20 protein-coding genes and 1 riboswitch are annotated in these 23,610 nt (G+C 59.5%); of the genes, 4 read left to right on the top strand and 16 right to left on the bottom strand.

The features are described from left to right. Window positions 1-208: 208 nt before the first annotated feature. From HMPREF2878_RS05990 to HMPREF2878_RS05965, 6 genes are all read right to left on the bottom strand, one after another. The gene (locus HMPREF2878_RS05990) at window positions 209-1,393 is read right to left on the bottom strand and encodes an acyl-CoA dehydrogenase family protein (protein ID WP_016422383.1); all 1,185 of its coding nucleotides are present in this window, start codon (window positions 1,391-1,393) and stop codon (window positions 209-211) included. Between the two features lie 107 nt (window positions 1,394-1,500). Continuing rightward, entirely contained in the window at window positions 1,501-2,346 is an 846-nt protein-coding gene (locus HMPREF2878_RS05985; RefSeq protein WP_070652996.1) for a YdcF family protein, read from the bottom strand. Continuing rightward, window positions 2,346-2,861, bottom strand: a complete 516-nt coding sequence (locus HMPREF2878_RS05980; protein WP_070652994.1) for a nucleoside/nucleotide kinase family protein — start codon at window positions 2,859-2,861, stop codon at window positions 2,346-2,348. Before HMPREF2878_RS05980 ends, HMPREF2878_RS05985 begins: the two co-directional genes overlap by 1 nt. Before the next feature lie 19 nt (window positions 2,862-2,880). Then, window positions 2,881-3,699 carry an energy-coupling factor transporter transmembrane component T family protein gene (locus HMPREF2878_RS05975; RefSeq protein ID WP_070652992.1) on the bottom strand — a complete coding sequence of 273 codons (819 nt, stop codon included), beginning with the start codon at window positions 3,697-3,699 and terminating at the stop codon, window positions 2,881-2,883. Continuing rightward, the gene (locus tag HMPREF2878_RS05970; protein ID WP_070652991.1) at window positions 3,696-5,312 is read right to left on the bottom strand and encodes an ABC transporter ATP-binding protein; all 1,617 of its coding nucleotides are present in this window, start codon (window positions 5,310-5,312) and stop codon (window positions 3,696-3,698) included. Before HMPREF2878_RS05970 ends, HMPREF2878_RS05975 begins: the two co-directional genes overlap by 4 nt. An 8-nt stretch (window positions 5,313-5,320) precedes the next feature. Then, entirely contained in the window at window positions 5,321-5,929 is a 609-nt protein-coding gene (locus HMPREF2878_RS05965) for an ECF transporter S component (RefSeq protein WP_048732921.1), read from the bottom strand. A 157-nt stretch (window positions 5,930-6,086) separates the two neighbouring features. Between HMPREF2878_RS05965 and HMPREF2878_RS05960 the strand changes: the two genes are divergently transcribed. Both HMPREF2878_RS05960 and HMPREF2878_RS05955 read left to right on the top strand, forming a co-directional pair. Next, window positions 6,087-8,138 (top strand): DUF2339 domain-containing protein, encoded by a 2,052-nt coding sequence (locus HMPREF2878_RS05960; protein ID WP_070652989.1) that lies wholly within the window; start codon window positions 6,087-6,089, stop codon window positions 8,136-8,138. Between the two features lie 89 nt (window positions 8,139-8,227). After that, on the top strand, window positions 8,228-8,425 hold the full coding sequence (locus HMPREF2878_RS05955; protein WP_049172707.1) for a hypothetical protein: 198 nt from the start codon (window positions 8,228-8,230) through the stop codon (window positions 8,423-8,425). Between the two features lie 156 nt (window positions 8,426-8,581). Here the strand turns inward: HMPREF2878_RS05955 and HMPREF2878_RS05950 are convergent, their stop codons facing one another. From HMPREF2878_RS05950 to HMPREF2878_RS05940, 3 genes are all read right to left on the bottom strand, one after another. Continuing rightward, window positions 8,582-9,922 carry an alpha-amylase family protein gene (locus HMPREF2878_RS05950; RefSeq protein WP_070652987.1) on the bottom strand — a complete coding sequence of 447 codons (1,341 nt, stop codon included), beginning with the start codon at window positions 9,920-9,922 and terminating at the stop codon, window positions 8,582-8,584. Window positions 9,923-9,926: 4 nt separating this feature from the next. After that, entirely contained in the window at window positions 9,927-11,339 is a 1,413-nt protein-coding gene (locus HMPREF2878_RS05945) for a M20 metallopeptidase family protein (RefSeq protein WP_070652985.1), read from the bottom strand. Window positions 11,340-11,474: 135 nt separating this feature from the next. Further along, window positions 11,475-12,857 (bottom strand): M18 family aminopeptidase, encoded by a 1,383-nt coding sequence (locus HMPREF2878_RS05940; RefSeq protein ID WP_048732931.1) that lies wholly within the window; start codon window positions 12,855-12,857, stop codon window positions 11,475-11,477. Between the two features lie 264 nt (window positions 12,858-13,121). On the opposite strand from HMPREF2878_RS05940, the gene HMPREF2878_RS05935 reads away from it, so the two are divergent. Next, entirely contained in the window at window positions 13,122-13,319 is a 198-nt protein-coding gene (locus HMPREF2878_RS05935) for a hypothetical protein (RefSeq protein WP_048732933.1), read from the top strand. Between the two features lie 2 nt (window positions 13,320-13,321). On the opposite strand, the gene HMPREF2878_RS05930 is transcribed toward HMPREF2878_RS05935, so the two are convergent. From HMPREF2878_RS05930 to HMPREF2878_RS11500, 4 genes are all read right to left on the bottom strand, one after another. Beyond that, complete coding sequence (locus HMPREF2878_RS05930) at window positions 13,322-14,665, bottom strand: glycosyltransferase family 87 protein (protein WP_239271880.1); 1,344 nt, start codon at window positions 14,663-14,665, stop codon at window positions 13,322-13,324. A gap of 314 nt (window positions 14,666-14,979) precedes the next feature. Continuing rightward, complete coding sequence (locus HMPREF2878_RS05925) at window positions 14,980-15,963, bottom strand: HtaA protein (protein ID WP_246819377.1); 984 nt, start codon at window positions 15,961-15,963, stop codon at window positions 14,980-14,982. Between the two features lie 380 nt (window positions 15,964-16,343). Further along, on the bottom strand, window positions 16,344-18,050 hold the full coding sequence (gene thiC / locus HMPREF2878_RS05920) for a phosphomethylpyrimidine synthase ThiC (protein WP_070652981.1): 1,707 nt from the start codon (window positions 18,048-18,050) through the stop codon (window positions 16,344-16,346). After that, a riboswitch (TPP riboswitch) is annotated at window positions 18,049-18,170 on the bottom strand. Its footprint overlaps the gene before it by 2 nt. 1,414 nt (window positions 18,171-19,584) lie before the next feature. Next, window positions 19,585-19,752 carry a hypothetical protein gene (locus HMPREF2878_RS11500; RefSeq protein WP_224433626.1) on the bottom strand — a complete coding sequence of 56 codons (168 nt, stop codon included), beginning with the start codon at window positions 19,750-19,752 and terminating at the stop codon, window positions 19,585-19,587. An 886-nt stretch (window positions 19,753-20,638) separates the two neighbouring features. On the opposite strand from HMPREF2878_RS11500, the gene HMPREF2878_RS11495 reads away from it, so the two are divergent. After that, window positions 20,639-20,938 carry a hypothetical protein gene (locus HMPREF2878_RS11495; protein ID WP_246821860.1) on the top strand — a complete coding sequence of 100 codons (300 nt, stop codon included), beginning with the start codon at window positions 20,639-20,641 and terminating at the stop codon, window positions 20,936-20,938. Here HMPREF2878_RS11495 and HMPREF2878_RS05905 read toward each other — a convergent pair. From HMPREF2878_RS05905 to HMPREF2878_RS05895, 3 genes are all read right to left on the bottom strand, one after another. Beyond that, on the bottom strand, window positions 20,920-21,399 hold the full coding sequence (locus HMPREF2878_RS05905; RefSeq protein WP_070546444.1) for an SDR family oxidoreductase: 480 nt from the start codon (window positions 21,397-21,399) through the stop codon (window positions 20,920-20,922). The genes HMPREF2878_RS11495 and HMPREF2878_RS05905 overlap by 19 nt on opposite strands. A gap of 121 nt (window positions 21,400-21,520) precedes the next feature. Continuing rightward, window positions 21,521-22,759 (bottom strand): methyltransferase domain-containing protein, encoded by a 1,239-nt coding sequence (locus HMPREF2878_RS11630; RefSeq protein ID WP_083310825.1) that lies wholly within the window; start codon window positions 22,757-22,759, stop codon window positions 21,521-21,523. Between the two features lie 249 nt (window positions 22,760-23,008). Further along, window positions 23,009-23,491, bottom strand: a complete 483-nt coding sequence (locus HMPREF2878_RS05895; RefSeq protein WP_048732946.1) for a pirin family protein — start codon at window positions 23,489-23,491, stop codon at window positions 23,009-23,011. Between the last annotated feature and the right edge of the window lie 119 nt (window positions 23,492-23,610).

Genomic DNA, 23,610 nt, shown 5'->3' with positions numbered 1-23,610 from the left:
TCCATGATGCAATGACCGCCTGACCCTACCAGCCGTTTTTCGGGCCATTTCTGTCATAAACGCAGTCAGTAACTCGCATCGCCCCACCGCCGCTGGTCATAAATGCAGTCAGTAACTCGCATTGGGGTTAAGCGACAAATCCTGAGTGATGCGGTGGCATGAAAAAGCCCCCGCCTTGGTAGCGAGGGCTTAGCGTTTACGCTGGTGATTAGCGCTTCTGTGCGTCTGCGAGAATCTGGCGACCTGCGACCATGCGGCAAATCTGGTTAGTGCCCTCGTAGATCTGGGTGATCTTGGCGTCACGCATCATGCGCTCAACCGGGAAGTCACGGGTGAAGCCGTAACCACCGAGCAGCTGCACGGCATCAGTGGTGACCTGCATAGCAACGTCAGAGGCGAAGGTCTTGGCGTTTGCGGCCATCAGACCCAGGCGAGCGCCGCCCTCAGCAGTGCCACGCTCAGCGTTAGCGGCTGCGGTGTAGACCATGAGACGAGCAGCGTCAATCTTCATACGCATGTCAGCCAGCATGAACTGGGTGTTCTGGAAAGCAGCGATCGGCTTGCCGAACTGCTGACGCTCCTGCACGTAACCAACGGCGTAGTCGTACGCACCCTGCGCGATGCCCAGTGCCTGTGCACCAATAGTCGGGCGAGTGTGGTCCAGGGTCTCCAGGGCAGTCTTGAAACCGGTGCCCTCTTCGCCGATGATGCGGTCAGCCGGGATGCGGCAGTTTTCGAAGTACAGCTCCGCGGTCGGGGAACCCTTGATACCCAGCTTGTGCTCCAGGCCACCGACGCGGAACCCCTCGTCGTCCTTGTGGACCATGAATGCAGAGATGCCGTTGGCACCCTTCTCCGGGTCGGTGACAGCCATGACGGTGTACCAGGTGGAGCGGCCACCGTTAGTGATGAAGCACTTGGAACCGTTGAGGACCCACTCATCGCCCTCTCGGACCGCGCGGGTCTTCATGGAACCGGCATCCGAACCAGCCTCACGCTCAGTCAGTGCGTAGGAAGCCATTTCACCGTTGGCGATGTCCGGCAGAACCTTGCTCTTCAGCTCGTCGGAGCCCTTGAGGATCAAGCCCATGGTGCCCAGCTTGTTCACAGCCGGGATAAGAGAAGCCGAGCCACAGACACGAGCAACTTCCTCAATGACGATGCAGGCCGCAACCGAGTCCGCACCCTGGCCACCGAACTGCTCCGGCACGTGGACGGCGTTGAAGCCAGCCTCGTTGAGAGCCTTCAGGGCCTCCTCCGGGAAACGCTCGTTCTCATCGACGTCCGCTGCGTACGGAGCAATCTGCTTCTCCGCCAGATCACGGATAACGGCGCGGAGCTCCTGGTGCTCCTCTGGCAGCTGGAACAGGTCGAATCCTGGGGTCAAAGCCATGTGGGTGTTCCTCCCGATTTAATGATTCCGATGTCGTGTTCGATATCGCGCTCTACGCATTTCTACGCAGCACTATCACCGCACGACGTATTTATCTTCGTTCGATACTAGTGGCTAACGCTTCGCTCTACCCGCGAAATTCGTAAAATTCTCGCGTTGCCGCTCGGCGCCCACAGAATAAACTGCGCGAGGAATTCCCGCAGCAGCGATGTCGCCCAGTACCTCAACGGCGTATAGGCGCCGACGACACACCAGGGTTCCAGCCCCCGTTCGCGCATGAGCTTCGCTACCCGTGGCGCATGAAAATCACTGGTCACAACAACCGTTCCAGCGCTCAACGCACCGTCCATGCCGCGCATCAATTCGCACGCATAGTCAATGTTTTCCGACGTATTCGTCGATTGGTCCTCGGGGATCAACTCGATGTCGCCGCGCTTTACGACGTCCCCAGCGTTCGCCTCCAACCACTCCACCATGGCGTCCGCTTCAGAGCAGGTGGCATCTGTCACCGCTTCACTGCCGACCCCACCGGAGCAGATGATTCGCTCGGTACGCTCATCACACGCTGAGACTGCTCGCTGTAATCTTCTGGCCAGCAGGGCCGAGGGCCGATTGTTCTTCAATCCGCATCCCAGTACAACCACGGTGTGTGGCGGCAGAGTTGGTTTTTGGGCTGCACATCGAAGGCGAACGGCCTCGAAAACGATCGCTGCGGCTCCTGGTACTGCGAGGCCGGCGAGCAGGGGCGTCGTCAAGCGATGCGATGCGCGAGCGTAGTAGGCGCGGCAGCTGGCCAGTATCCACGCGGCACCTACTGTGGGAAGAACCCACCTCGGAGGTCTGCGATTGGGCAGGCGTGGTGGTCGTAGCTCCGAATTAGCGGCGACGCCTAGTCCGCCGACGAGGAGCATGGAACCGAAGCTTGCACCGAGGCACGCGAGCGTTTTTCTCATCAGAGCTTCCACGTTAACTGTTCTGGGACGTTGATAGTCCAGTCGACGAGCTGTTGCGGATTGTGCTTAGCCATGTGCTGAGATTCCTGCTCGGCCCACATGTCCCAGTGTTCCTCGAAGTGGTCGTCGCGAGCCATGGCGCGGGCAAAGCGAGTCTGCGTGTCCAGCTCTACCCAGACTCCCCACGCGTTGCCGTCGCCGATGGCACGGGCAGCGGCAAGATTAGCTTCAGTGACAGCGCCGCAGCCTTCGACGATGAGAGAGCTGTCCGGTGGCGTGGGTACCCACTCGGCGAATTCACTGGCGTACCAGTCCCAACGGCGATAACCACGCTCATCGGCCGGTAGCGCGGGGTTCAAAATGGTCTCCGCGACTGCGGCCGATGCTTTGTGCAGGCCGGACCAGCCCGGATAGACATCCTCCAAGTGGACAACTGGCCAGCCGAGGATACTGTGCAACTTTGCCGAAAAGGTGGTTTTGCCACTGCCGGAACGGCCGTCGATAAGCAGAATCATCGTGATTGAAACGCCTTTACTACGCCACGCCCAGGAAGCGGAACTCCCCGGCCCACACGGAAATACCGATTGCTGCGACGGCGATGGCGAGGCAGGCGGCCATGGTGACATAGTCACGCGCGGCCAATGTCGAGGTATGCCACCATGTGCGCTTAATCGGTGCGCCAAAGCCGCGGGCTTCCATGGCGGTGGCCAGCTTGGTGCCGCGGCGCAGCGCAAACACCAGCAGAGCGAACACCTGGGAAATAGTGCGGCGGATTGCGCCGTGGTCGCCCAAACCGCGTGCACGACGGGCTCGGGTCAGCGCCTGCCAATCATTGATAAACAGGCCAACGAGCCGCAGGCTCGCCACCGTTGCCAGCACGAACCTGCTGGGCAGCTTGAGAACCTGCGCCAGCCCATTGCCCAAATCAGTCGGGTCAATATTGGCTGTCAGCACGATAACCGGCGTACCGATAGCCAGCACACGCAACATAATCGCAATCGCCAGGGAGATGGAGTTATCCGTCACATGCGCCAGCAGGAAGGAGAAATACTCTTTGCCATCTGGGTTGCCGTAAAGCGCCATCGAAATGCCCGAGATGGGCGCAGCGATAAGAAGTGGCAGGCTGCGTCCTAGAAAACGACGAAAACCCAAACCCGACAGTGGCACCAAGAAAAGCGTGCAGACAAGCGCGACCACTGCGGAGACCCAGTCGATGGAAATCAGCAGCGGTGTGGTGAGCAAGAATAGGCCCAGAACTCTCGCCACCGGGTTGACCGTCGCGAGGAAAGGCTGCTTACTCTGCTCGGCGCTCTGCGTACCTTCAGCCGTACCGGCGGAACCGACTTCAGTCACGATTTCCCTCCTGCTTCACCCTGGCCGCGCGAACCTTTACTGCTGCTCGGACCGGCCTGCTCCTCCGAAGCACGCTGTCCCGGTGCCGCACGGCCTGACCGCTCCGGATGAAACGCATCCATGTCGACGACGTAGTCCCCCATCGCTTGGACCACCAACGGATCGTGGGTAATCGAAATAACAGTTCGGCCGTCGTCTGCAAGTTGGCGAAGCAAAGTGAGCAGCTCGGTGAATGTCCGGCGGTCTTGGCCGAAGGTCGGTTCGTCGAGAAGCACAATATCCGGCGCTGTCGCCAGCATGGTCGCCACCGACAGACGTCGCTTCTCACCGCCCGAGAGTGAGAACGGATTCGCCTTGGTCAGGGCCGTTAGCCGCAGCCGCTCAAGTAATTCCTCGATGCGCTTATCAGCGTTGACACCGACAAGCTTCGGGCCAAGCTGCAACTCTTCCAGCACTGTGCCGGTGACGAATTGGTGCTCGGGGTCTTGGAAGACCGTGCCAATCCGAGTAGCCAACTTCTTCGACGGCCATTTCCACGGCGCACTACCGCTGCCGGCCACTTGGACCGTGCCCGCCATCGGCTCAAGCAGGCCGCCGAGCGTCAGCGCTAACGTGGACTTCCCGCTGCCGTTGTGACCAACGATGCAGGTGGAAGCTTCGGATGGGATAGAAACGGATACTCCGCGAGCAATAGGCTCAACAGTTTCGCTACCCCTGAACCACGACTTCTTCGCGCCATAGCCGATGTCCAGCTCGCGGGTTTCGATCGCGATGTCACCGCTAGGGTGCCCGTCCTGGTCGCAGGCAACTGAACGCGCATCCGGCAGCGCGGGCGGAGCACCCGGAATCCACACCCCAGCATCCGTCAGAGCCTGCCCGTAGTCTTCCAAGACCCGATGCGGTGCACCATCGGCAATCACACCTCCGCGGCCCAGCACGATGATGCGGTCGACCACATCGACCCACGCATCCACTCGATGCTCGACCACAATCAGTGCCGCACCAGTCCTCTCCGCCGCGGTAATCGCAGCATCGCGTAGTACCGGCACACCGGCCGGGTCGATGTTGGCCGTCGGCTCGTCCAAACAAATGACCCGTGCGCCCATTGCCAGCACACCTGCCAATGCGAGGCGCTGCTTCTGCCCACCCGAAAGTCTGTGCGTGGGATGATCCAGCGGCAAATCCAGCCCCACCAAATCCAGGCTGGCGCGCACTCGGTTGCCAATCTCAGCTGGGGCAACGCCCAGGTTTTCCGCACCAAAGGCAACATCGTCGCCAACGCGAGCACTAATCGTCTGCGAGTCAGGGTCTTGCAGCACCAAGCCCACCGCGCCCCGTGCGGAAGCAGGAGTACGACCTTCAATCAGGAGCTTTCCGGTGGCTTCGCCATCGGAGTCGTCGCCAAGCACGCCAGCAATAGCGGCGAGCAGCGTCGACTTCCCCATCCCCGACGCGCCGAGCAACAGCACCTTTTCACCGCGCTCGATGTCCAGCGTGATGTCGTTCAGTACCGCAGCTTTGCGCCCCGCGTGCCGATATCCGAACCCCCGCGCGCTCACCGCAGGGACATTTCCGCTTGACGACGGCCCCCGCGTCAACGCCTCATCTGTCATCGATTTTCCTAGACGTCGTCGTGCCGCTCTCGCCCGATGGCAAAACGATCCAGCGCTCCAGTTGCCGCCAGTGCCTTAGCCAGGAAGTAAGCCAGCAGACCGGCGAGGACGGCACCCGACAGCGCCGTGGAGATCAGGTAGATGACGTTGAATTCGAAAGTCTTGGCCAGGTTGCCGGTGAAAAGCTCAAAAGTCCACGCGCCGACACCTGCCATGAGACCCGAGATAACCACGGTGACCAGGTTGTAGCTCTTATACGCCAAAATGAGGAACACCAGCTCCGCGCCGAGCCCCTGCGCCAAACCTGAGTACAGGGTGGAGATACCCCACTGGTTACCGATCAGTGCTGAAACCGTCGCTGCGATTACCTCGACGAAGATAGCGGCACCCGGCTTGCGAATGATGTACGCGCCGAGCGGACCACCGAGGAACCACATACCAGCGACCAAACCGCCAAGACCAGGAGTAAGCGCGTTGACTGCTTCATAGCCCGCACCGCCGATGATGTTCCAGATAACAAAAATCAGGCCAACGGCCACGCCGATAACAGCTGCAATGATGATGTCAATATTGCGCCACGAGAAGTTAGCGCGCGCTGCACTCGCCGATTGCGTCATCCCACTTGCTCCTATTTTTCTTTAACTCGAGCGGTATTGCTCAAACATTATTGATGTATTCATTAGCGGCGTATGAAGCCTGTGTCGACACGCCCTAAGCACTAACTTTTGCCTACCCTACCGCGCCCAGCAGATGGCCTAGATAACATAAGGAACCATGACTAAAGCCGAGCGGTCATCTACAGGAGATACCCCAACTGCCCAAACCCCTCATACGCCGACAGTGGGCGATGAGGGGACAGTCGCGGATTCCGCAGTGAAAACTGCCGAGGCCCCTGGTGCTGACAACACCGCTGAGCAGGAAAGTTCTCGCCCATACTACATGCCCACATTGACGTGGGGCGAGAGACTTGACCTGTCTGCGAAGCAATGGTGGCCTCTCATCGGAGTTGTTATTGCGATACAGCTTGTCGCTCGCATTCTGGTGCTGACTAGCCATGTTTTTTACTGGGATGACTTCATCATTGTTGGCCATCTTTACGACACCCCACTGCTGAGCAAGGACTACCTGCTTCAGGATCACGACGGGCACCTTGCACCACTGGCCTTCTTGGTGCAAGGCCTCTATCACCTCATCGCACCGTGGAACTGGTGGCTACCGGCTATCACCATGGCCGTGATGTCGGTAGTGCTGACATACGCCACAGCTAAACTCTTTGAGCTTCTCACCGGCCGTACGCTGGTATCGCTCTTCCTCATCACGGTCGTCGCCTGGACTCCGCTGATGCTTCCGGGAGACACCTGGTGGTCGGCCGCGGCCAATTCCCAGCCGTTCCACCTGGCATTCGTGATCTTCATGATTGTCGCCATTCGCACCACTATGCGTCGTTCCTTCGGCCCCCGCCCGTGGGAAGCCGTAGGCCTGTTCGTGCTGCTGGCAGTGGCGCTGGGATTCTTTGAGAAGTCCCTGGCTATCGCACCGATCTCCATGCTGGTTGTCGTCACGTTGGCTTACATGGAGCGCAGAAATATCCTGCAGGTTCTCCGCGGCGGCCTCGTCATCTGGATCCCATCGATGCTGCTGACCGGCGCCTGGGCACTGTGGTACTACTTCGGTCCCGCCGAAACCACCGGCTTCATTTCTGACAAGCTGCAGCCCGAACTGTTCTTCAACGGCCTCGGCCAGATTTTTGCCGGCATCATCGGCGGACCAACAAGCTGGGAACGCTGGGCTCCGGGACAGCCGTTTGCCTCCGCTTCGTCTCAGCTGATTACTCTCGGTGGCATTATCCTGTTGATTCTGTCCGCCACCCTCATCGGCCGCGATTACCGTGGCTGGGCTCCGTGGACGCTATCGGTGGCGTACATGTTCACCACCTTGTTCGCCATCACCCTGTTCCGCTCGGGAGAGAACACCTCTGGCGTGCTGGCGCACACTTTGCACTACTACTCTGATGTCGCGCTCGTGATCGTAATCTGCGTCGCGATCTCCCTGGCTGGACTCCCACCGAAGGACGAGGCGCCAGCGCTGCTACCGGCTCGTACGCACATTCTGATTTGGTCGCTGGGCATCGCGCTGGCTGTCACCTCCACGATTTCCGTGGTCACTTACCGCAATGCCTGGTCTGATGACATCGCAATGGAGTGGATCGGCAACACCAAGGCGTCGCTGTCCGCGCTGCGCGAGGAAGCCGATGCCGCTGGCCCCGACAAGGCGATCGACTACAATCTCATCGACCAGCCCGTCCCCTTCGAAGTTCTCGTGCCCGTCGCCGCTCCGATGAACATGTACTCGCGGGTGTTTGATGCGGTCTCCGATCGCCCGCCGTTTGAGCGCGTCACCGGTCACCCGCGCATGTTCAATACAGACGGTTCGCTTATCGACGCCAAGGTCTCCGAGGTCACCCGTGTCACTGACGGCCCTGTCGAGCAGTGTGGCCATCGCATCACAGTTGGCGAGGACGGCACTGCGTCGGAGGACATCAAGTTGGAGAACATCATCAAGCTCGGTGACTGGGTGCTTGAGTTCCCGGCCACCGCCTCCGAGGACATGGATGTGCGCCTGTCGCTCCCCAATCCTTTCGAGACTGAAGAGCAAACCCGCGGTGGTTCCACAGTCGTGAAGATGAACAACGATCTGCGACCGCGCTATGTGTACCTCAACGGTGGCGGAAATACTCTCCATGTCGATGTGGAGAAGGCGACTCCGGGGGCAACCCTATGCATCGGCGCGGGGGCGATTGGCCCCTTGGTTCCCGCAAGCCGTTAAGAATCCTCTAAGATATTGCTTTAAGATAATGTGAGAAAAGTTTATTAGCCCCTTGTAGCTATTGTTTTTCCGACAGAGGAGCCACATCCATGCGTAACCGCATCGCCGGCGCTATCGCCGCATCCGCCATTGCCGCAGCAGCCCTGGTCGCTTGCTCTCCCCCGAATCAGGTTGACTCGGACGTGAAGGTCGGCGACCAGGCCAACCCGTCGGAGACCTTCGAGCAGAAGGCCACCACTCCGGCATCCTCCGACGAGATGACCCCTGCTGAGACCGCAGAGATGTAATCACTGCATCTGCGAAAACAGGGGTAGCCAGCAAACATAAACGCAGTCACTACCCCTTGTGCCCACTCATCGATGGGGCACGAAAGAATTACCGCCTGGACATTGTGTCCGGGCGGTTTTGGTTCTCCGAGGGCAGCCTAGAGCCGCCAAGAGAGCCTAGGAAAACTCAAATTCCACGTGGTCACCATCACGGATCACGGCGCTGGTTGCGCCGTTTTCCAGGTTCAGCTCGACAACGAGCGAGGGCATCTCGCCGGAAGCTCCAGTCTCGCCCAAGGCCTCGGCAGCATCGTCCACGAGCGCCGCGTCGGTTGCGGTCACGCGGTAGCGAAGAAAACCATTGCGCAATTCATCAGTCTCCACGCGAGCGGAGTGCAACCATGGGAACCGGCGTCGCACCGCAACGAGCTGCTGGTAAGCGCGGTAGAGATCCGCGCCAAGCGTAGAGAGTTCCTCCGGACTATCCGGGAACACTGGACGAATCTGGTCGTCACCGCCGATGCGTTCCTCTTTGAGACCGGTGTAGCCCTGTTCGTCGCCGTAGTAGACCAGCGGCACACCGGCCACGGTAAACAGCACCGTCGCCGCCAGCACGGCCTTGTCGGCCCCTACCTGCGTCGCAATGCGTGAAACATCGTGGTTTCCCACAAACGTCACCGGCACAAAAGACTCCGCGAAGGTGTTATGGCGCTTCAGAGTCCAGTCCAACTCGAAGAAGTTTTCCTCCTTCAGCGCAGACCAGGTCGCTTTCCACAGCTCGTACTCCGTCACCGAGTCCATGCCGGACACCGACACAATCTCCGCATAGTCACCGTGGATGACCTCGCCGTAGATAAAGGCGTGCGGGTGCTCAGCACGCACTCGCGGCAAAACCTTGTGCCAGAACTGTGGGTCCACTGCGTAGGCCGCATCCAGTCGCCAGCCATCAATCCCCCGCGCCAGCCAGTAATTCATCACGTTGACGACAAAATCAACAGTCGCGTCACTGGTGTGATCGAATTCGACCAAACTCTCATGGCCCTCAAACACCGGCGCGGTCATGTCGCCATCTGAGTGAGTAAACGCAAAGAGCTGTGCTTCTTCAGAGTCAGGGTTTTCCTTCGCGGTCTTCAACGCGGGTGCCTCTGCCCCGATGTGGTTGAAAACGCCGTCGAAAAGCACTTTGATGCCACGCTCATGGGCAGCTTCGATGACAGCCTTCATGTCCTCTTCGGTACCCAGGCGCGAGTCAATGCGGTAGTAGTCCTCGGTATCGTAGCCGTGGCTAGTCGACTCGAATACTGGCGCCAGCTGCAGCACGTTGAGCCCGAGCTCCTGGACGTACGGAAGCCAGTCAATCAGTTTGCGAATTCGATTGACCGGCGCGGCGCCTCGATCCTTCTCACGGATGGGCGCTCCCACAAACCCCAGTGGATAGACGTGCCATCCAATCGCCCACTTCGACCACTCAGGTGCGGCAGCGAGCATCTTATCAGGGGCGTTGGGGGTTGTGGACATTGTCCTATGCATCCTCTCTAGGTGCCTGAGGCTGATTGGAATTATCTGATGCCGCCGCCTCAGGACTCGGTGAGGTCTCCCCCGCCGATTCGCTTGACGACGCCCGCGCCTGGCCCGCATGCGACTGTGGCGTGCCAAGGCCTGCCTTCCGCGGCCGTGGAGGCACGGAACCTGCTGCGGGCATGGTCGGAGATGTGGCAGGGCGCTCCGGCGGATGATTCTTCGACGGGTTCAGTGCGTCGAGCGCGATTTGGATTTCCGTGCGCATACCATTGACCATGGCTCTCTCCACAATTTTAAACTTGGAATTGTGGAGAAAGAAGGGATTACCCGCTTCCGGGCCACCGGTGCCGAGGAACATGTAACAGCCCGGCGCTTCACGAGAAAAATAGGAGAAGTCATCCGAAGGAGCCCACGGATCGGCGGCGAACACCTTGGAGTTGCCAACTGCCTTCGTCGCCGCATGCCAGGCACGATTGACTGCAACGTCGGCGTTGACCACCATCGGGTACGGAATCTGCCAGTCGAAAGTCGCCTGTGCGCCGTGAGCTTGGCAGACGCCGTTGACGACGGCCTCGATACGCTGGCAGACAATCTCCCAGTCGGCCTCATCCACCGAGCGGATGGACACTTCCAGGTTGGCCGTATCCGGAATCACGTTGCCGGCCTCACCTGAATGCAGTGAGCCGACGTTGACGATATTCATGTGCTTCGGATCCACATCGCGGGAGACAATCGTGTTCAGCATGAGAGTCACCTCGCTGGCGATGAGCACCGGGTCAATCGACAGCTGCGGGTTCGAAGAGTGTCCGCCACGGCCACGAATCGCGATGGAGACGATGCCCGACATGGTTGTCACTCGCCCAGCGCAAATTCCCACATGCCCTACCGGATGCGGCGCGACGTGGAAGGCGTAGACCTCATCCAAGTCATCGGCGGCACCCTTGTCGACCAGCTCACGAGCACCGCCCGGCAGCATTTCTTCGGCGTGCTGGAAGATGCACAGCACCTTGCCGTGCAGTTGATCGCGCATTCCAGAGAGCACCTTCGCCGTGCCCAGCAGCATCGCCGTGTGAACATCATGCCCACAGGCGTGCATCACACCTGGCGTGCGCGAGGCGTACGGCAGTCCCGTTTCCTCCTGAATCGGCAGGGCGTCAATATCCGCGCGGTAGCCAATCACACGGCCAGTGCTGGGGTCGCCCGCTGTTCCCTCGATGACGCCAATTACGGACGTCGGGGTCAACCGGTACGTCGGGATGTCCCACTGATTGAGCAAATCCTCAATCATGTCCGAGGTCCTGTACTCCCGGAAGCTCAGCTCCGGATTCTGGTGCAGTTGGCGACGCCATGCCACCGCCTCTTCGATAGGTACTTCAAGGCGGTGCGACGGCAGGGTGTCGTTAGCATCAGTCATGGTTCATAGCATGACAGAAAATAGGCTCCACGACGAGCAGCTACGGAAATTCCCTCACCCATTTTCGCTTCACGACGGCCACAGCGCCCCAACATCTCCACTGCTAGAGACGACTTCAGCGCTGCCAGCGAGCTGCTAGTGTCCGGCACCCCAGAAATCCACGGTGAGTTCGGCCAACCACCATGGATCAATCGTGCCGCACATCTCACGCGCCGAGTGCATGGAGACCATCGCAGCTCCGATATCGATGGTGTCGATACCCAGTCGCGTTGCAGTGATCGGGCCGATAGTGGAGCCGCATGGCTTGTGGTTCGCAGATACAAAATACTGCACCGGCACTTCCTGGCCAATGCGCTTGGAGGTTTCCGCTGCGATTCGGACAACCTCGGCCTGACCAACCGCCGTGGTGGCGTAGCGCTGGTTGGCATTGATCTTTACCACTGGGCCAGCATTGAGCTCCGGCTGGTGCCCCGGCTCGTGTTCGCCTGCATAGTTCGGGTGCACACCGTGTGCGCCGTCGGCCGAGAGACAGATGGAACCGCGGTAGAGCTGCTGGGTGCGTTCCAGGTCAGCGCCTGTAGCCGCTGCGATGCGGGACAGAACGTCGGCAAGCAGTGGCCCTGCAGCGCCCGTAGTGGAGGCGGACCCGACTTCCTCGTGGTCGAAAGCGACCATGACGGGGATGGTGGTTGACGTGCTCCAGTTTTGGCGGAGCAAGGTCTCGAAGGCAACCAGGGAGGAGTGGACGCTGAGCAGGTTGTCGAGTCGACCTGAAGCCAGGAACTCATCGTGAGCACCGAAGGTGCGCGGCTGCTGGGTGTCGAAGGAAATGAGGTCCCAGGCGACGATGTCGTCGATAGACAGGCCCGCAGCATTGGCGATGACCTGGTACACATCGGTGCCGAAAGTATCCAGTCCGATGATTGGTGCAGTGTGATTCTGCTTGTGGAGCTTCAACCCCTCTTCGTTAACCGCACGATTGAGGTGGATAGCCAACTGCGGAATACGCGCAACCGGGCCAGTGCGAGCAAGGTGCTCATTGCCGCTTTTATCAATTACCCGACCGGCGAACTCAATTTCGCGGTCGGTCCAGCTTCCCAACAACGCGCCGCCGTAGACTTCAACGGCGACCTGCGTATAGCCTGCGGCGGAGGTGCGCGCGTTGGGCTTCACACGAAAACCGGGCGAATCCGTGTGGGAACCCACAATACGGAAACCGGTGAAATCGGCAGCCGGCGTCTCCGGGACGATCCAAGCAACGGCAGCGCCATCGCGACGCAGGACGTAGGCACCGGGTTTACTTGGCCACTGTTCGTGCTCATCGATGACCGTGGCACCGGCTGCACTCAGACGGTCAACGACCTGTTGTGCCGCATGAAATGAGCTTGGCGACGCAGCCACAAAATCAATTAAATCCTCAACGTGACTGAGCGCTGCCGCCGGAACTCTGCGCGATGCCGCTTCCGAGGTATCCGCCGAATCCGGGGACTCAGGGGTGGGTGCCGAAGAAATAGCCATAACCAAACTCCTACTTCACATTTGATTCCGGATTTCATTGTATTGGAGCCCACAACTGACCGTGACCGAGCATTGAGCCGGTCCACAGTGTGATGCAGCTTTCATGTTGGGAACGGTATCCACTTAGTCACTTTTGCCCGTTTTAACTCGATATCGGGCATATTCAGACATATAGTGGCAACCGCATCAAAGAAAACCATTTGAATACAGAAACTCTCAAACCGGAATCCTGACCGGATTCCGACCACAGAAAGGGTTTATACCGTGAGCCTTGAAAACCTGTTCCCCCGTTCTTTCACTACCAAGCGCGCCTTCTTCTCTCAGCCGCTGCGCGAAGCTCTTACCCGCGACACAAGCAGTGACGCTAACGCAGTCCACTTCGGCCACCAGGTTAAGAGCGCCCGGAACGAGATTTACAGCGACATGTCTGCCCGTGACATCGTCTCTATGCTGAGCCGCTAAATCTAGCGCTTCCTCAAGTCGAATAGGACCATTGGCTCTGGCTGAGGAAATTTTAATGTCTCCGCGGCAGCTAATTCACTGCCAAAACCAGCTCCAACCTCGCCTGCATCACCATCGCCGTACCGATGTACCGCAAACGCGTGGCAGCCACCAACAACTAGCATCAATGCCAGCGTCAAGAGCATCGCAGTAATCCCCGAGTACACAAATCCGCCGGTATACGGCGTAGCAGCAATCGGGTTTGTCACAGGGAACGTCAGCAGGACCACTAGCAACGCAATACCGATATACGGCCACTGTCTGGTCAATCGGGTCCGCGCCATGGCGGCCAAACCGAACACAGACGTGACCAGCATCAACATGTAGTGGGTCCAAAGAATCGATGAGAATGTGGCTGCAATAAGCCACGCGCCCGTGATCAGAAATTCGAACCGGTAGACCGGGTTCAACCACGCAACTGCCGTGACCATCAACACCACGCCAAGCGCAATACACAGTGGAATCGTTTTCACGTGACTCGGATAATCACGAACCACTGTTACTAATAAATCAGGATTGCCCAGGTCTGTGGCTAAAGTCGACGCCAACGACTGATTCGCACCACCGACCAAGACCGACGCACCAATGTCGTCGATTCGGTCAATCCAGTCCGAAATAACCGGCATGTCAATGCGGATAAACATCCAGATTGCCAGTACCGCCGTGGTGGCCAGCGACCAGAGGGCTGCGCGCCGTCGATAAGCGAAAAAGAGCATCACGGCGATGAGCGCATACGGAGTCAATTTAATGGATGCGACAATGCCGAGGACGATGCCCGCGAGCCAAGGACGAGTGCGCGAGGCAGCAAGCCCATAGGCGACGCCCGCGACAATCAGCGGTGTCGTCTGACCAATCCAGAACGAATTGAGAGTGGTCGGCAGAGCGAATACGCATGCGGTAACCAGCGCTGCGATGCCCCAGGGCATGGTAGACCGAAACCACAGGTGGTAGGAGGCTGCGACCAGGACCACAACGGCCATTCCAGAGAGAAACAGCAACCAAGCAACCGAGGTTTCAAAGCTCATGACGTGGGATATCGCTCCCAGAGCCTTTGCAAACAAAGGGTTTTGCACAAAGGGATGCGTAAATGGCGCAGACACTTCCTGCGCCAGGCGTGGCCAGACCTCTCCGCTCATGGCGGTGAAATCGATTGGATCGGCATCATAGAGATGGGACTCAAGTCCCCTGTCCATCAGTAGCCCGCCCACCCAGAGCGACGCCCAATCGTCCGGCTGGGTGCGGCCATTCCAGGCCAGCAGCGAGGCAAGACCACCGAGCAGCGAGACCAGCATAAGAGGCCAGCTCATCACAGGCGATTGCGTCAGCGCAGGGGCCTGATTGGGTTTGCGAACCCATATTTTTCGCGAGGCCCGCGACGGAGACTCCGCAACAGCACGTTGCGACTCCGCAACCCGTGACGATGCCCCATCCTGTGACACCGGTCCTTCTGCCCGACTATGCCGTCCCACGTTCCTCCTCATCGCTGGTAAGCGCCTCTATCTAATGTAGTGATTCCACTACAGCAGTGGTTACAACCCCACAAGAACCCGCAAGGTATGACGGCTTACTTTGAACGAAGTGCCAGGTGGACAACAATTGGCGGCCATGATGACCGGAGGGACTACCGGAACTGCGAGATAGTGCCGATGGTCGTGATCAGCTGATCGCCATCACTGTTGACAACAGCGGCTATGGGCATACGCTCCATCTCATCCGGACCGACATCGTAACCCTGCGAGACCTCTGCCGTAATAATCTTTCCAGTCGGGCCGTCCTCAATGCGCGGATTACGAACGACCACATGAACCAGACTGAACTTCGCGGTGAAGTGAACTTCTCCGCGGTAGCTCTCCCCTTCGACATCACTGTTGTCATTGTCGCGGGTGAATGAGACGACACCGGCCTCAGGCTCTAGGGCACCGTTCTTGGCAGTGACGCCACCACCCAGTGCGCCGAATACCTTCTCCAGCGCAGATACAGAAATTACTAAATCCTCGCTGGAGGGAGCCGGGGCATTCTTGCCCGGAGCATCCGAATAATTCAACGGGATGTAGATTTCCTCGGCCTCATTAATGGAGCCGGCTGCCGGGTAAACATAAATGCCCCAGTTTTCACCAGCTGGGGTCTCTGGCGGGTCAACAACAATGCGAGCCTCAAAGCTGCCGTCATCTGTCATCGGAGTGGCTTGACGAGCGATAGAACGTCGCATGTCGACGCCCTGGTTCGGTATCGCCTCGAGAGTTCCAGCCGGCGTGACCCAGGCAATGTTGTCGTGCGGATGTTTCCGCGACGAGGACGGAGCACCTTCACTTGGCTTCCAGGAGTCTGGGAACGCACTGTAGAGAACGTAAACGCCATTGGGCACACCCGGAGGAATTGGAAGCGGGTAACCACCACGGTTGGCCGACGGATTAAAACCACTGCCGCGAACAATGAGAACATCGCCGCGATGAACTGTGGCGCCTTCAGCTGGTGTGCCGTCCTCAAAAGTGACAGAAACTTCCGGGGATTCGACATACTGCGGATCCTGCGGCTGGAAGTTCTCCGCTGGATTAATCACATTGGGAAAGTTGTCTGGCACGATTGGCTTCGCAGTTTCAGCCATTGCTGGGGACACAAACGCTGAAAGGACCATGGCGCCGGACAGCGAAACCGCAGTAACACCTCTGCGCGCACTCTGCCTCACCGGTCGACGCTTGCCTTCTCCAACGGGCGATGATTCGGAGCCGGACGAAAGGCGAGTTTCGTGAGCCCCCGCAAGATGGCGGTGGGAATGATCGAAAGTCAAGAACTTCAGACTGTGCATACAAGCAATGTACACCTGCATATTAGGCTCACCTAACGCATTTATTAAGGCGCGCCTTATCCACCCCCGTTTGAGTCTCAACGCTGGGATTGGAAGAAATAGCTGAGAGCAAAAGAAAGCCGCGGCCAAGCCCAATAGAGCTCGACCGCGGCTTGCTTCAGCAGCTTTGAGGCAACCAATTACTCCGCGGTAATCGGCAGGTAGACGCGACCACCCTGATCAGCGAACTCCTGGGACTTCTCAGCCATGCCGGCCTCGATAGCTTCAACGGAGTCCAGACCGTGTTCCTTCGCGTAGTCCTGCACATCCTTGGAAATACGCATGGAGCAGAACTTCGGACCACACATGGAACAGAAATGCGCGGTCTTTGCCGGCTCTGCAGGCAGGGTCTCGTCGTGGTAGTCCAGCGCAGTGTCCGGATCCAAGGCCAGCGCGAACTGGTCATGCCAACGGAACTCGAAGCGGGCCTTCGACAGCGCGTCGTCACGCTCCTGAGCACGCGGCAGCCCCTTTGCCAGGTCAGCGGCGTGCGCGGAAATCTTGTAAGTAATCACGCCGACCTTGACGTCGTCGCGGTTCGGCAGACCCAGGTGCTCCTTCGGCGTGACGTAGCAAAGCATGGCGGTGCCAGCCTGCGCAATGATTGCCGCGCCGATAGCCGACGTGATGTGGTCATAGCCCGGCGCGATGTCGGTTGCCAGCGGGCCGAGGGTGTAGAACGGAGCTTCCTCACACCACTCCTCTTCCCACTTCACGTTGTCAGCGATCTTGTGCATCGGAACGTGGCCTGGGCCTTCGATCATCACCTGGCAGCCGCGGGACTTAGCGATCCTGGTCAGCTCGCCGAGGGTCCGCAGCTCAGCCAGCTGGGCCTCATCGTTAGCGTCGGCAATGGAGCCCGGACGTAGGCCGTCACCGAGGGAGAACGTGACATCGTACTGTGCCAGAATGTCGCACAGCTCAGCGAAGCGCGTGTAGAGGAAGCTCTCCTGGTGATGCGCGAGGCACCATGCGGCCATAATCGAACCACCGCGGGAGACAATGCCGGTAACGCGGTTGGCGGCCAGTGGCACGTAGCGCAGCAGCACACCCGCGTGAACGGTCATGTAGTCCACGCCCTGTTCGCACTGCTCAATGATGGTTTCGCGGTAGATTTCCCAGGTCAGCTTGGCCGGGTCACCCTTGACCTTCTCTAGCGCCTGGTAAATCGGCACCGTACCAACCGGCACCGGGGAGTTACGCAGAATCCACTCGCGGGTTTCGTGAATGTCCTTACCGGTGGACAGATCCATGATGGTGTCCGCGCCCCAACGAGTCGCCCAGACCATCTTCTCCACCTCTTCGGAGATGGACGAGGTCACAGCCGAGTTACCAATGTTGGCGTTGATTTTGGTGGCAAAGCGCTTGCCAATAATCATCGGCTCGGTCTCCGGGTGCTTGTGGTTGGCCGGAATCACGGCACGCCCCGCAGCAACCTCTTCGCGAACAACTTCCGGATCCACATTTTCACGAGCGGCAATGAATGCCATCTCCGGGGTGACAATTCCCGCTCGGGCCCATGCCAGCTGCGTCTTGACCTTCGGGGCCTCCTCAGAACCTGCAACCGCCGGCACTGCCGGAGCCTTCGGCCAAGAGTCACGAGTCTTAGCCAACCCCTCCTTCAGGTTCAGTTCCGGGTTTTCCTCGGTGTAAATACCCGAGGTGTCGTACGCATCGAAGTGAGTGCCGTCCGTCAGGTTGATTCGACGGACTGGAATGCGCAGGTTCGCCTCACCGAAATCGTTGCTGAACGCAACCTCGTCGTAATGCTTGTTGCTGCGGTAAATCGGGCCAGTTGTAACCTCGCCCTCTTTCGGCGGAGCGGATACAGATACACGTGCGGCCATGAAGCAACACATCCCTTTCCTACGCTGGTATTACCCAGATTCAGGTTCGTCCGGTCGACGCTCGATCCCTAGCGTCCTCTCAGTGCCGGAATTTCGGTTGGCACTCCCGTGGTTTTGTAATGCGCCTCATAGTCTAACCAATCGTTCGGATTACTTCGGTCATTACACCCACGATTGCCACAAATGCTTAACGACGGCGCGGAGAACGCACCCCAAAGATGCAGGTTGTGGCTGTGCAGCGGCGTTGTTTTGCGTGGCGATCGCGTTGTCCACACCCCTAAAAAGTTATCCACAGTCGCTCTATTTTTTCGGCTTCTCAGCAAGCGCACTTGTAATCGCAGTGTTATATCTTTCTCACACAAATTCTTTGGGGAGGGAAAATTGAAAAAGGCGACTACTGCCGCCCTACTATCAGCACTTCTATGGGGAATAACGGGGACTAGTTGCGCATCGACCGAGGCATCCGGCAAGGACGTTCAGCCTGCCGGCGACAATGCGACAACCATCACTACTGACTCGGGCGTGACGTTACCCGCGGGTGTGCTTCCACCCAACAATCCGCCGGAGCCCGGTGATGCTCCACTTGGTCCCGATGGGCACTACAACTACGACGCACCCGAATTCGTCCTGACCAATCCGTGTGACGACCCTGAGATTATGGGGCGCCTCGACAGGCTGGGGTTCCGGGAGCAGTCTGAGGTTTCTCAACGTGTAAAGGGAACAAGGCAACTCGGGTGCATCATAGGTTCCAAAAGCTCAGCATTGTCTGAGGTTTTCGGAATTTGGAGAGCTTCGATCGCCCATTCCAACCTCGCCAGTTACGGTGGGCTTCCAATTGACCGACAAAACGGAGTCCACAACGGGGTTACATACACAATGACAACCCCAATTGGTCTCTCATACTGTATTGCGTCCGTTGAAACTGAACGTGGATCGTTGGGGTTTGCAGTCGATATCACTGGCCAAGATGATTCCGATTTGACCGAAGAACTATGTAAACCCGTGGACAATCTGCTTACGAAGTATTTGGGGGACCTGTAATGATTAATGCTTTCATCCCATCTATTGACAACGCCATTTCACAACTAAGTAAATCTTCTGTTTCGGCGGGTTTGTCATCAGCTGCCTACCCAACGTTGGGCGGTTATTCACAGGTACCGTCCTTGCAGCTGGTTGCGAATGAGCATTCTCTCGCAATAACAGGCAGTCCTGGTAGCGCCAGTTCCATCCATTTGGCGATGGGCAAACAGCTCACGTGGGCGCAAACGAATCTCGCTGACTTCCGTCGCGTGATCACTGAGCACGAATCCACCATGAATCGGATTCTTCGAAGCATTAACCCGTTCAATGGTGACGGCGCTTCCCTTGCTGAAGTAGCGCGAACAAGTGGTGTATTTCAGCGTCGGCCGATGTTTGAAGCTGGAAGTCTCACTTTCGCGCCAGTCACTCTTTCTGCGGAACTTGGTCTCGATGCGAAGTCCCTACTATCCATGTTTTCCTCGACAAATGACGGTGCCGTAGCCGAGGCAATCGCCTACTGGAACAACTTCGCCGACACTATGACCACGTTGGCCAGCAATCTAACCTCCATCTCATCCGGCTTGGTGTCGAGCAACAGCGGTGCCGTCTTCTCTGCTGCTGACTCAACAATGAAAGGTCTGGCCGCACGCGCTACCAGCATCGCCACCGCATCTGAGGTCATGGCCGGGCACCTTGCCGTATTGCCATCTGTGAAGGCGATGGCCGTCAATGCACTATCAGCGATCGAAGCCGAATCCAAGGCACTCCCAAACCCTGGCGCGCAAAAGGCTTTTGAACAGGCCGAGGTAGCAGCCTTTCTCTCTGGTCCGTATACCGCACAGCTACAGACAGCTATTCCCCGAATTCCTAACCTAGTTTCTGCCGATGCGGGAAGTGGTGTGACTGCCGAGGTGTCCGTTGGGGCCACAGTCGCCGGGCGTTCTGGAACTAGCCAGTTCAGCCTTTCGCCTGCAGGGATGACTGGAAGCATGCAGGCCGCCAGCACACCAGTTGGTGCCACCTCAACTGTTCCGGATTCTCCAACACCACAATCCACATCCGCGAGCCCTTCCGCTCCTTCGCACGTGCAACCGAGCACTTCGACTTTGTCGAACCCCACAAATCCGTCTGCTGCCCCTGTGCACCCTGCATCACCTAGCAGCCCAACGAGCTCCACAATCTCGCCAACATCCCCGACCGGTACATCAACCATGGCTCAACCGAGCACGGCGAATCCAGCCATGATCACCCCTTCGGGAGCGAGCGCCCCACTTCAACGCACATCACCGCAAGGAGTCTCGCCTTACGGAGTTCACGGCAACCGGCCGGCTGGCCCTCTCGGCGCAGGACGCACTGCGGGGCTCACACCAGCGGGCAATATCCCGGCACTGCCGCCTTCTGGAAACGCAAGCCCCCGTCCACCGGCCTCGGGACTTCCGACTTCGAGCCCTGGTCGTATGCCAGCGCCAACAGCGGGGCGCGGGATGGGAACCGGCTTGGGTCCCGGGGTTGCTGGTTCTGCCTTGCCAAACGCCTCGAATAGCCCTGCACAGCGCGGAAGTGGATTGATGAATTCCCTAATCAGCGCGCGCAACCGTACTGCTACCGGAGCTACGGGTGCTGCTGGCGGAACCGCGGGCGTCGCTGCTGGAAACCGTAGCGCAGGGGCTTTCGCGGCCACCACAGCGGGCAATCGTGGCGGACTGCTCCAAAAGGGCTCCGCACCGTCGGCACGCAAACTGACAAATGTAGCCACCATCAGGGATAACGATGCCGGCGCTTTCGAGCAGAACGAATACCAGAAGGAGCTTTTCGGGGATGCGCCAATTACTATCCCGGCGGTGATTGGTCACAACGTCCGATCGTAAAGCTCCGACCGTAAGCCTCCGAGCATAAAGTCAGCGCGCAAAAGCTGATCTTTACCCGCTCGGGCGCCACGGGGGATCAGGCTGGCAATCGACGACGTCATCACGATCTTCGCGCCCGGCTCCAACAGTGGCACGAACGCACGGCAGCCGCAGACCGCCCCGAGCAGGTTGATGTCGAGCGCGCGGTGCCACGTGTCCATGGTGACGTTCTCGATCGCCCCGCCGACCGCGATGCCCGCGTTGAGCACGAGCACGTCCACCGCGCCTATCGCCGCGGCCGCCGCCTCCCGGTCCGCGTCGGAGGTGACGTCCAGCTCGCGGTAGGTGCACGCATCGCCGAGCTTGACGACGTCCTCGTTCGCCGAGTCATGCAGATCGGTCGCGATGACCGAATCGCCGCGTGCGACGAAGCGCTTGGCCAGTTCGAGGCCGAAGCCGGAAGCGGCGCCGGTGATGAGCACGCGCCGCAGGCCGCGTGGTTCGGGGGAACGGCCGAAGGGGCCCTCGCCGGATGCGGCGGCGAGGCCGGTCCGGGCCGGCGAAATCGCTCCGCCCGTGCGGCGGTCAACCCCGTGTACGGATCTACGTGAGCATCGACAGCAGGAACACGGAGTCCTCGTCTGCGTCGACCCGGTGTGGGACCATGGTGGGCAGGTGTGCGACGGTCCCCGGCGTGAGGACCTCGGTGCGGTCGCCTACGGTGAAGCGCACCTGGCCCTCGATGCATTGCACCATAATCGGGTGTGCAGCGCGGTGATCGGGCAAGGCCTGGCCGGAGCGGAAACGCATGGCGATGATGTTTACCCCGTCGGCCGTCTGCAGACGTTTCACCGCCGGGCCGTCGCCGTCCTTGGCGGGCGGAGCGGCGGCGACGACGTCATGAAGGCTCAGAGCCTCCGGATCGGCGGTCAATTCAGCTTGCTGGTCGTCGTCGAGGAACTCAATCTCGGGCCCGCGTCGGACGGCGGGCGATGCTTCGCGCCCGCTTTCGGAAGCGTTGGAAACGCCACCCGTCGCATCGGCGGCGTCGGCGGAATCGGCGGTGTCGCGCAGACGGGCCACGATGCCTATCGAGGCGAGGGCGTCGTCGTTCTCGACGAAAACGCTGCGCATGCCGAGAACGCGCTTACGCGCCGCGGGGTGCTTGATCATGTTGCCTGCGATGCGGGCAACTCCGGAGATCCCTTCGTCTTCGATCATCTGGGAGGGCTTGAGCAGGCCCATCTCCGCAATGCGGACGTGCTCGACCTCGAATCCGTGTTCTTCGAGGAGGTTTCGCCACTCCGCGACGGTAAGTGGTCGGGCGTTGACCCGGATGGCCTTGGACATCGCGATGCGAATCTCATCTTTCGTCGCCGCATCCAGGTCGTCGGGGGTCAACGCCAGTTCGTGGATCGCGTAGCGGCCGCCGGGAACGAGAATCCGACGAACCTCGTCGAGAATCGCCGCCTTGCCCTTGTCGCCTTGCATGGTGAGCATCGCCTCGCCCACGACGGCGTCCGCCGAGTCATCGCCGAGCCCCGTCGCTTGGGCCTTGCCTTCGGTGACCCGGCCCCTGTGGCCAACGACCTTGCCGGTCGTCTTGGCGGCGTCGGGGTCCTCGTCGATGCCGACGTAATCCCCCGGTGCGCGATTCAAGATTTCCGTCGCCGTAATCCCCAGTCCCGGTGCGAGTTCGACGACGCGGGCGTCGGTGAGGCGAGCCCGGTCGAGAATCCACTCCGTCATCTTCCGGCCACCGGGTCGAAGGACCTTTTTGCCCAGTCGGGCCAGTAGCCAGTGGCCCTGGAGTTGTTCGAAATCTCTGTCGCGTGCATTCATGGTGCGTCTCACTCGTCGTGTGGCCGGGCCGACGGTGTCGGCGGCTGCGCCGGCCCGTTAACCCGCATGTAAAATACTGCTTTAGCAATTAACTTAGCCTTACCTGGCATATTTGTCGAGGGGTTGGCCCGAAACGCCGAACCGGGCCGTTGCAACGTAGATGTCCGACGACCCGGTCGATCCGAAAAAGGCGAGGTACCTGTCCTTCGGCGTCTGGTCTATACCGTCATCCGGTGTCGTTTGGTGGGCTCAGTCGATGCTGCGGTCCATGGTCCAAGCCAGCACCTCGGCATCGTTGATGGCGGTCATGGGCAGCGAGTCGACCTCGTCCGAATCCGCTGAATTCGATCCGTCGGCCGTGATGCGGGCAACGTCGCCGTCGTAAAGCGTCTCGTCGCCGAAGGATGCCGAGCCGCAGGCGACGAAGAAGTGGGTGAACCGCGACAACGGCACGTCGATGGTGCGGCCTGCGGGAACCCGGCCGATGCGCAACGTCGCGCCGGTGGTGCCGATGGTCAGCGGCGCGAGGCCCGGTGTGCCCGACGCGACCGGGACCAGCGTGCCGTCGGTGAGAGCATCGTTGAGGTCGACCTCGTCGTGGGAGGGAGCGGCACCGAGATCGTCGGGCGGCAACCAGGCCTGGACGACCCGCAACTTCTTGCCGTCGAGGTAACCGGAGGCATTGAGCTCGGAGTGGCGGATCCCGCGCCCGGCGCTGATTCGCTGCGCCATGCCGGGGTCCCTATGTGGATTGTCAACAGTCAGGCGGGACTTTCACGTACATCGTATGGGGGTGTAGCCGTGACTGATCGCCGGTCCGCATCGTGCGGGCCGGCGGTGATCAGCGCAGC

This window comes from Corynebacterium sp. HMSC065H09 (genome assembly GCF_001812845.1).
Classification (GTDB): Bacteria; Actinomycetota; Actinomycetes; order Mycobacteriales; family Mycobacteriaceae; genus Corynebacterium; species Corynebacterium jeikeium_D.
The sequence above is the reverse complement of the archived record's forward strand: the minus strand, read 5'-3'. Positions and strand labels throughout refer to the sequence as shown.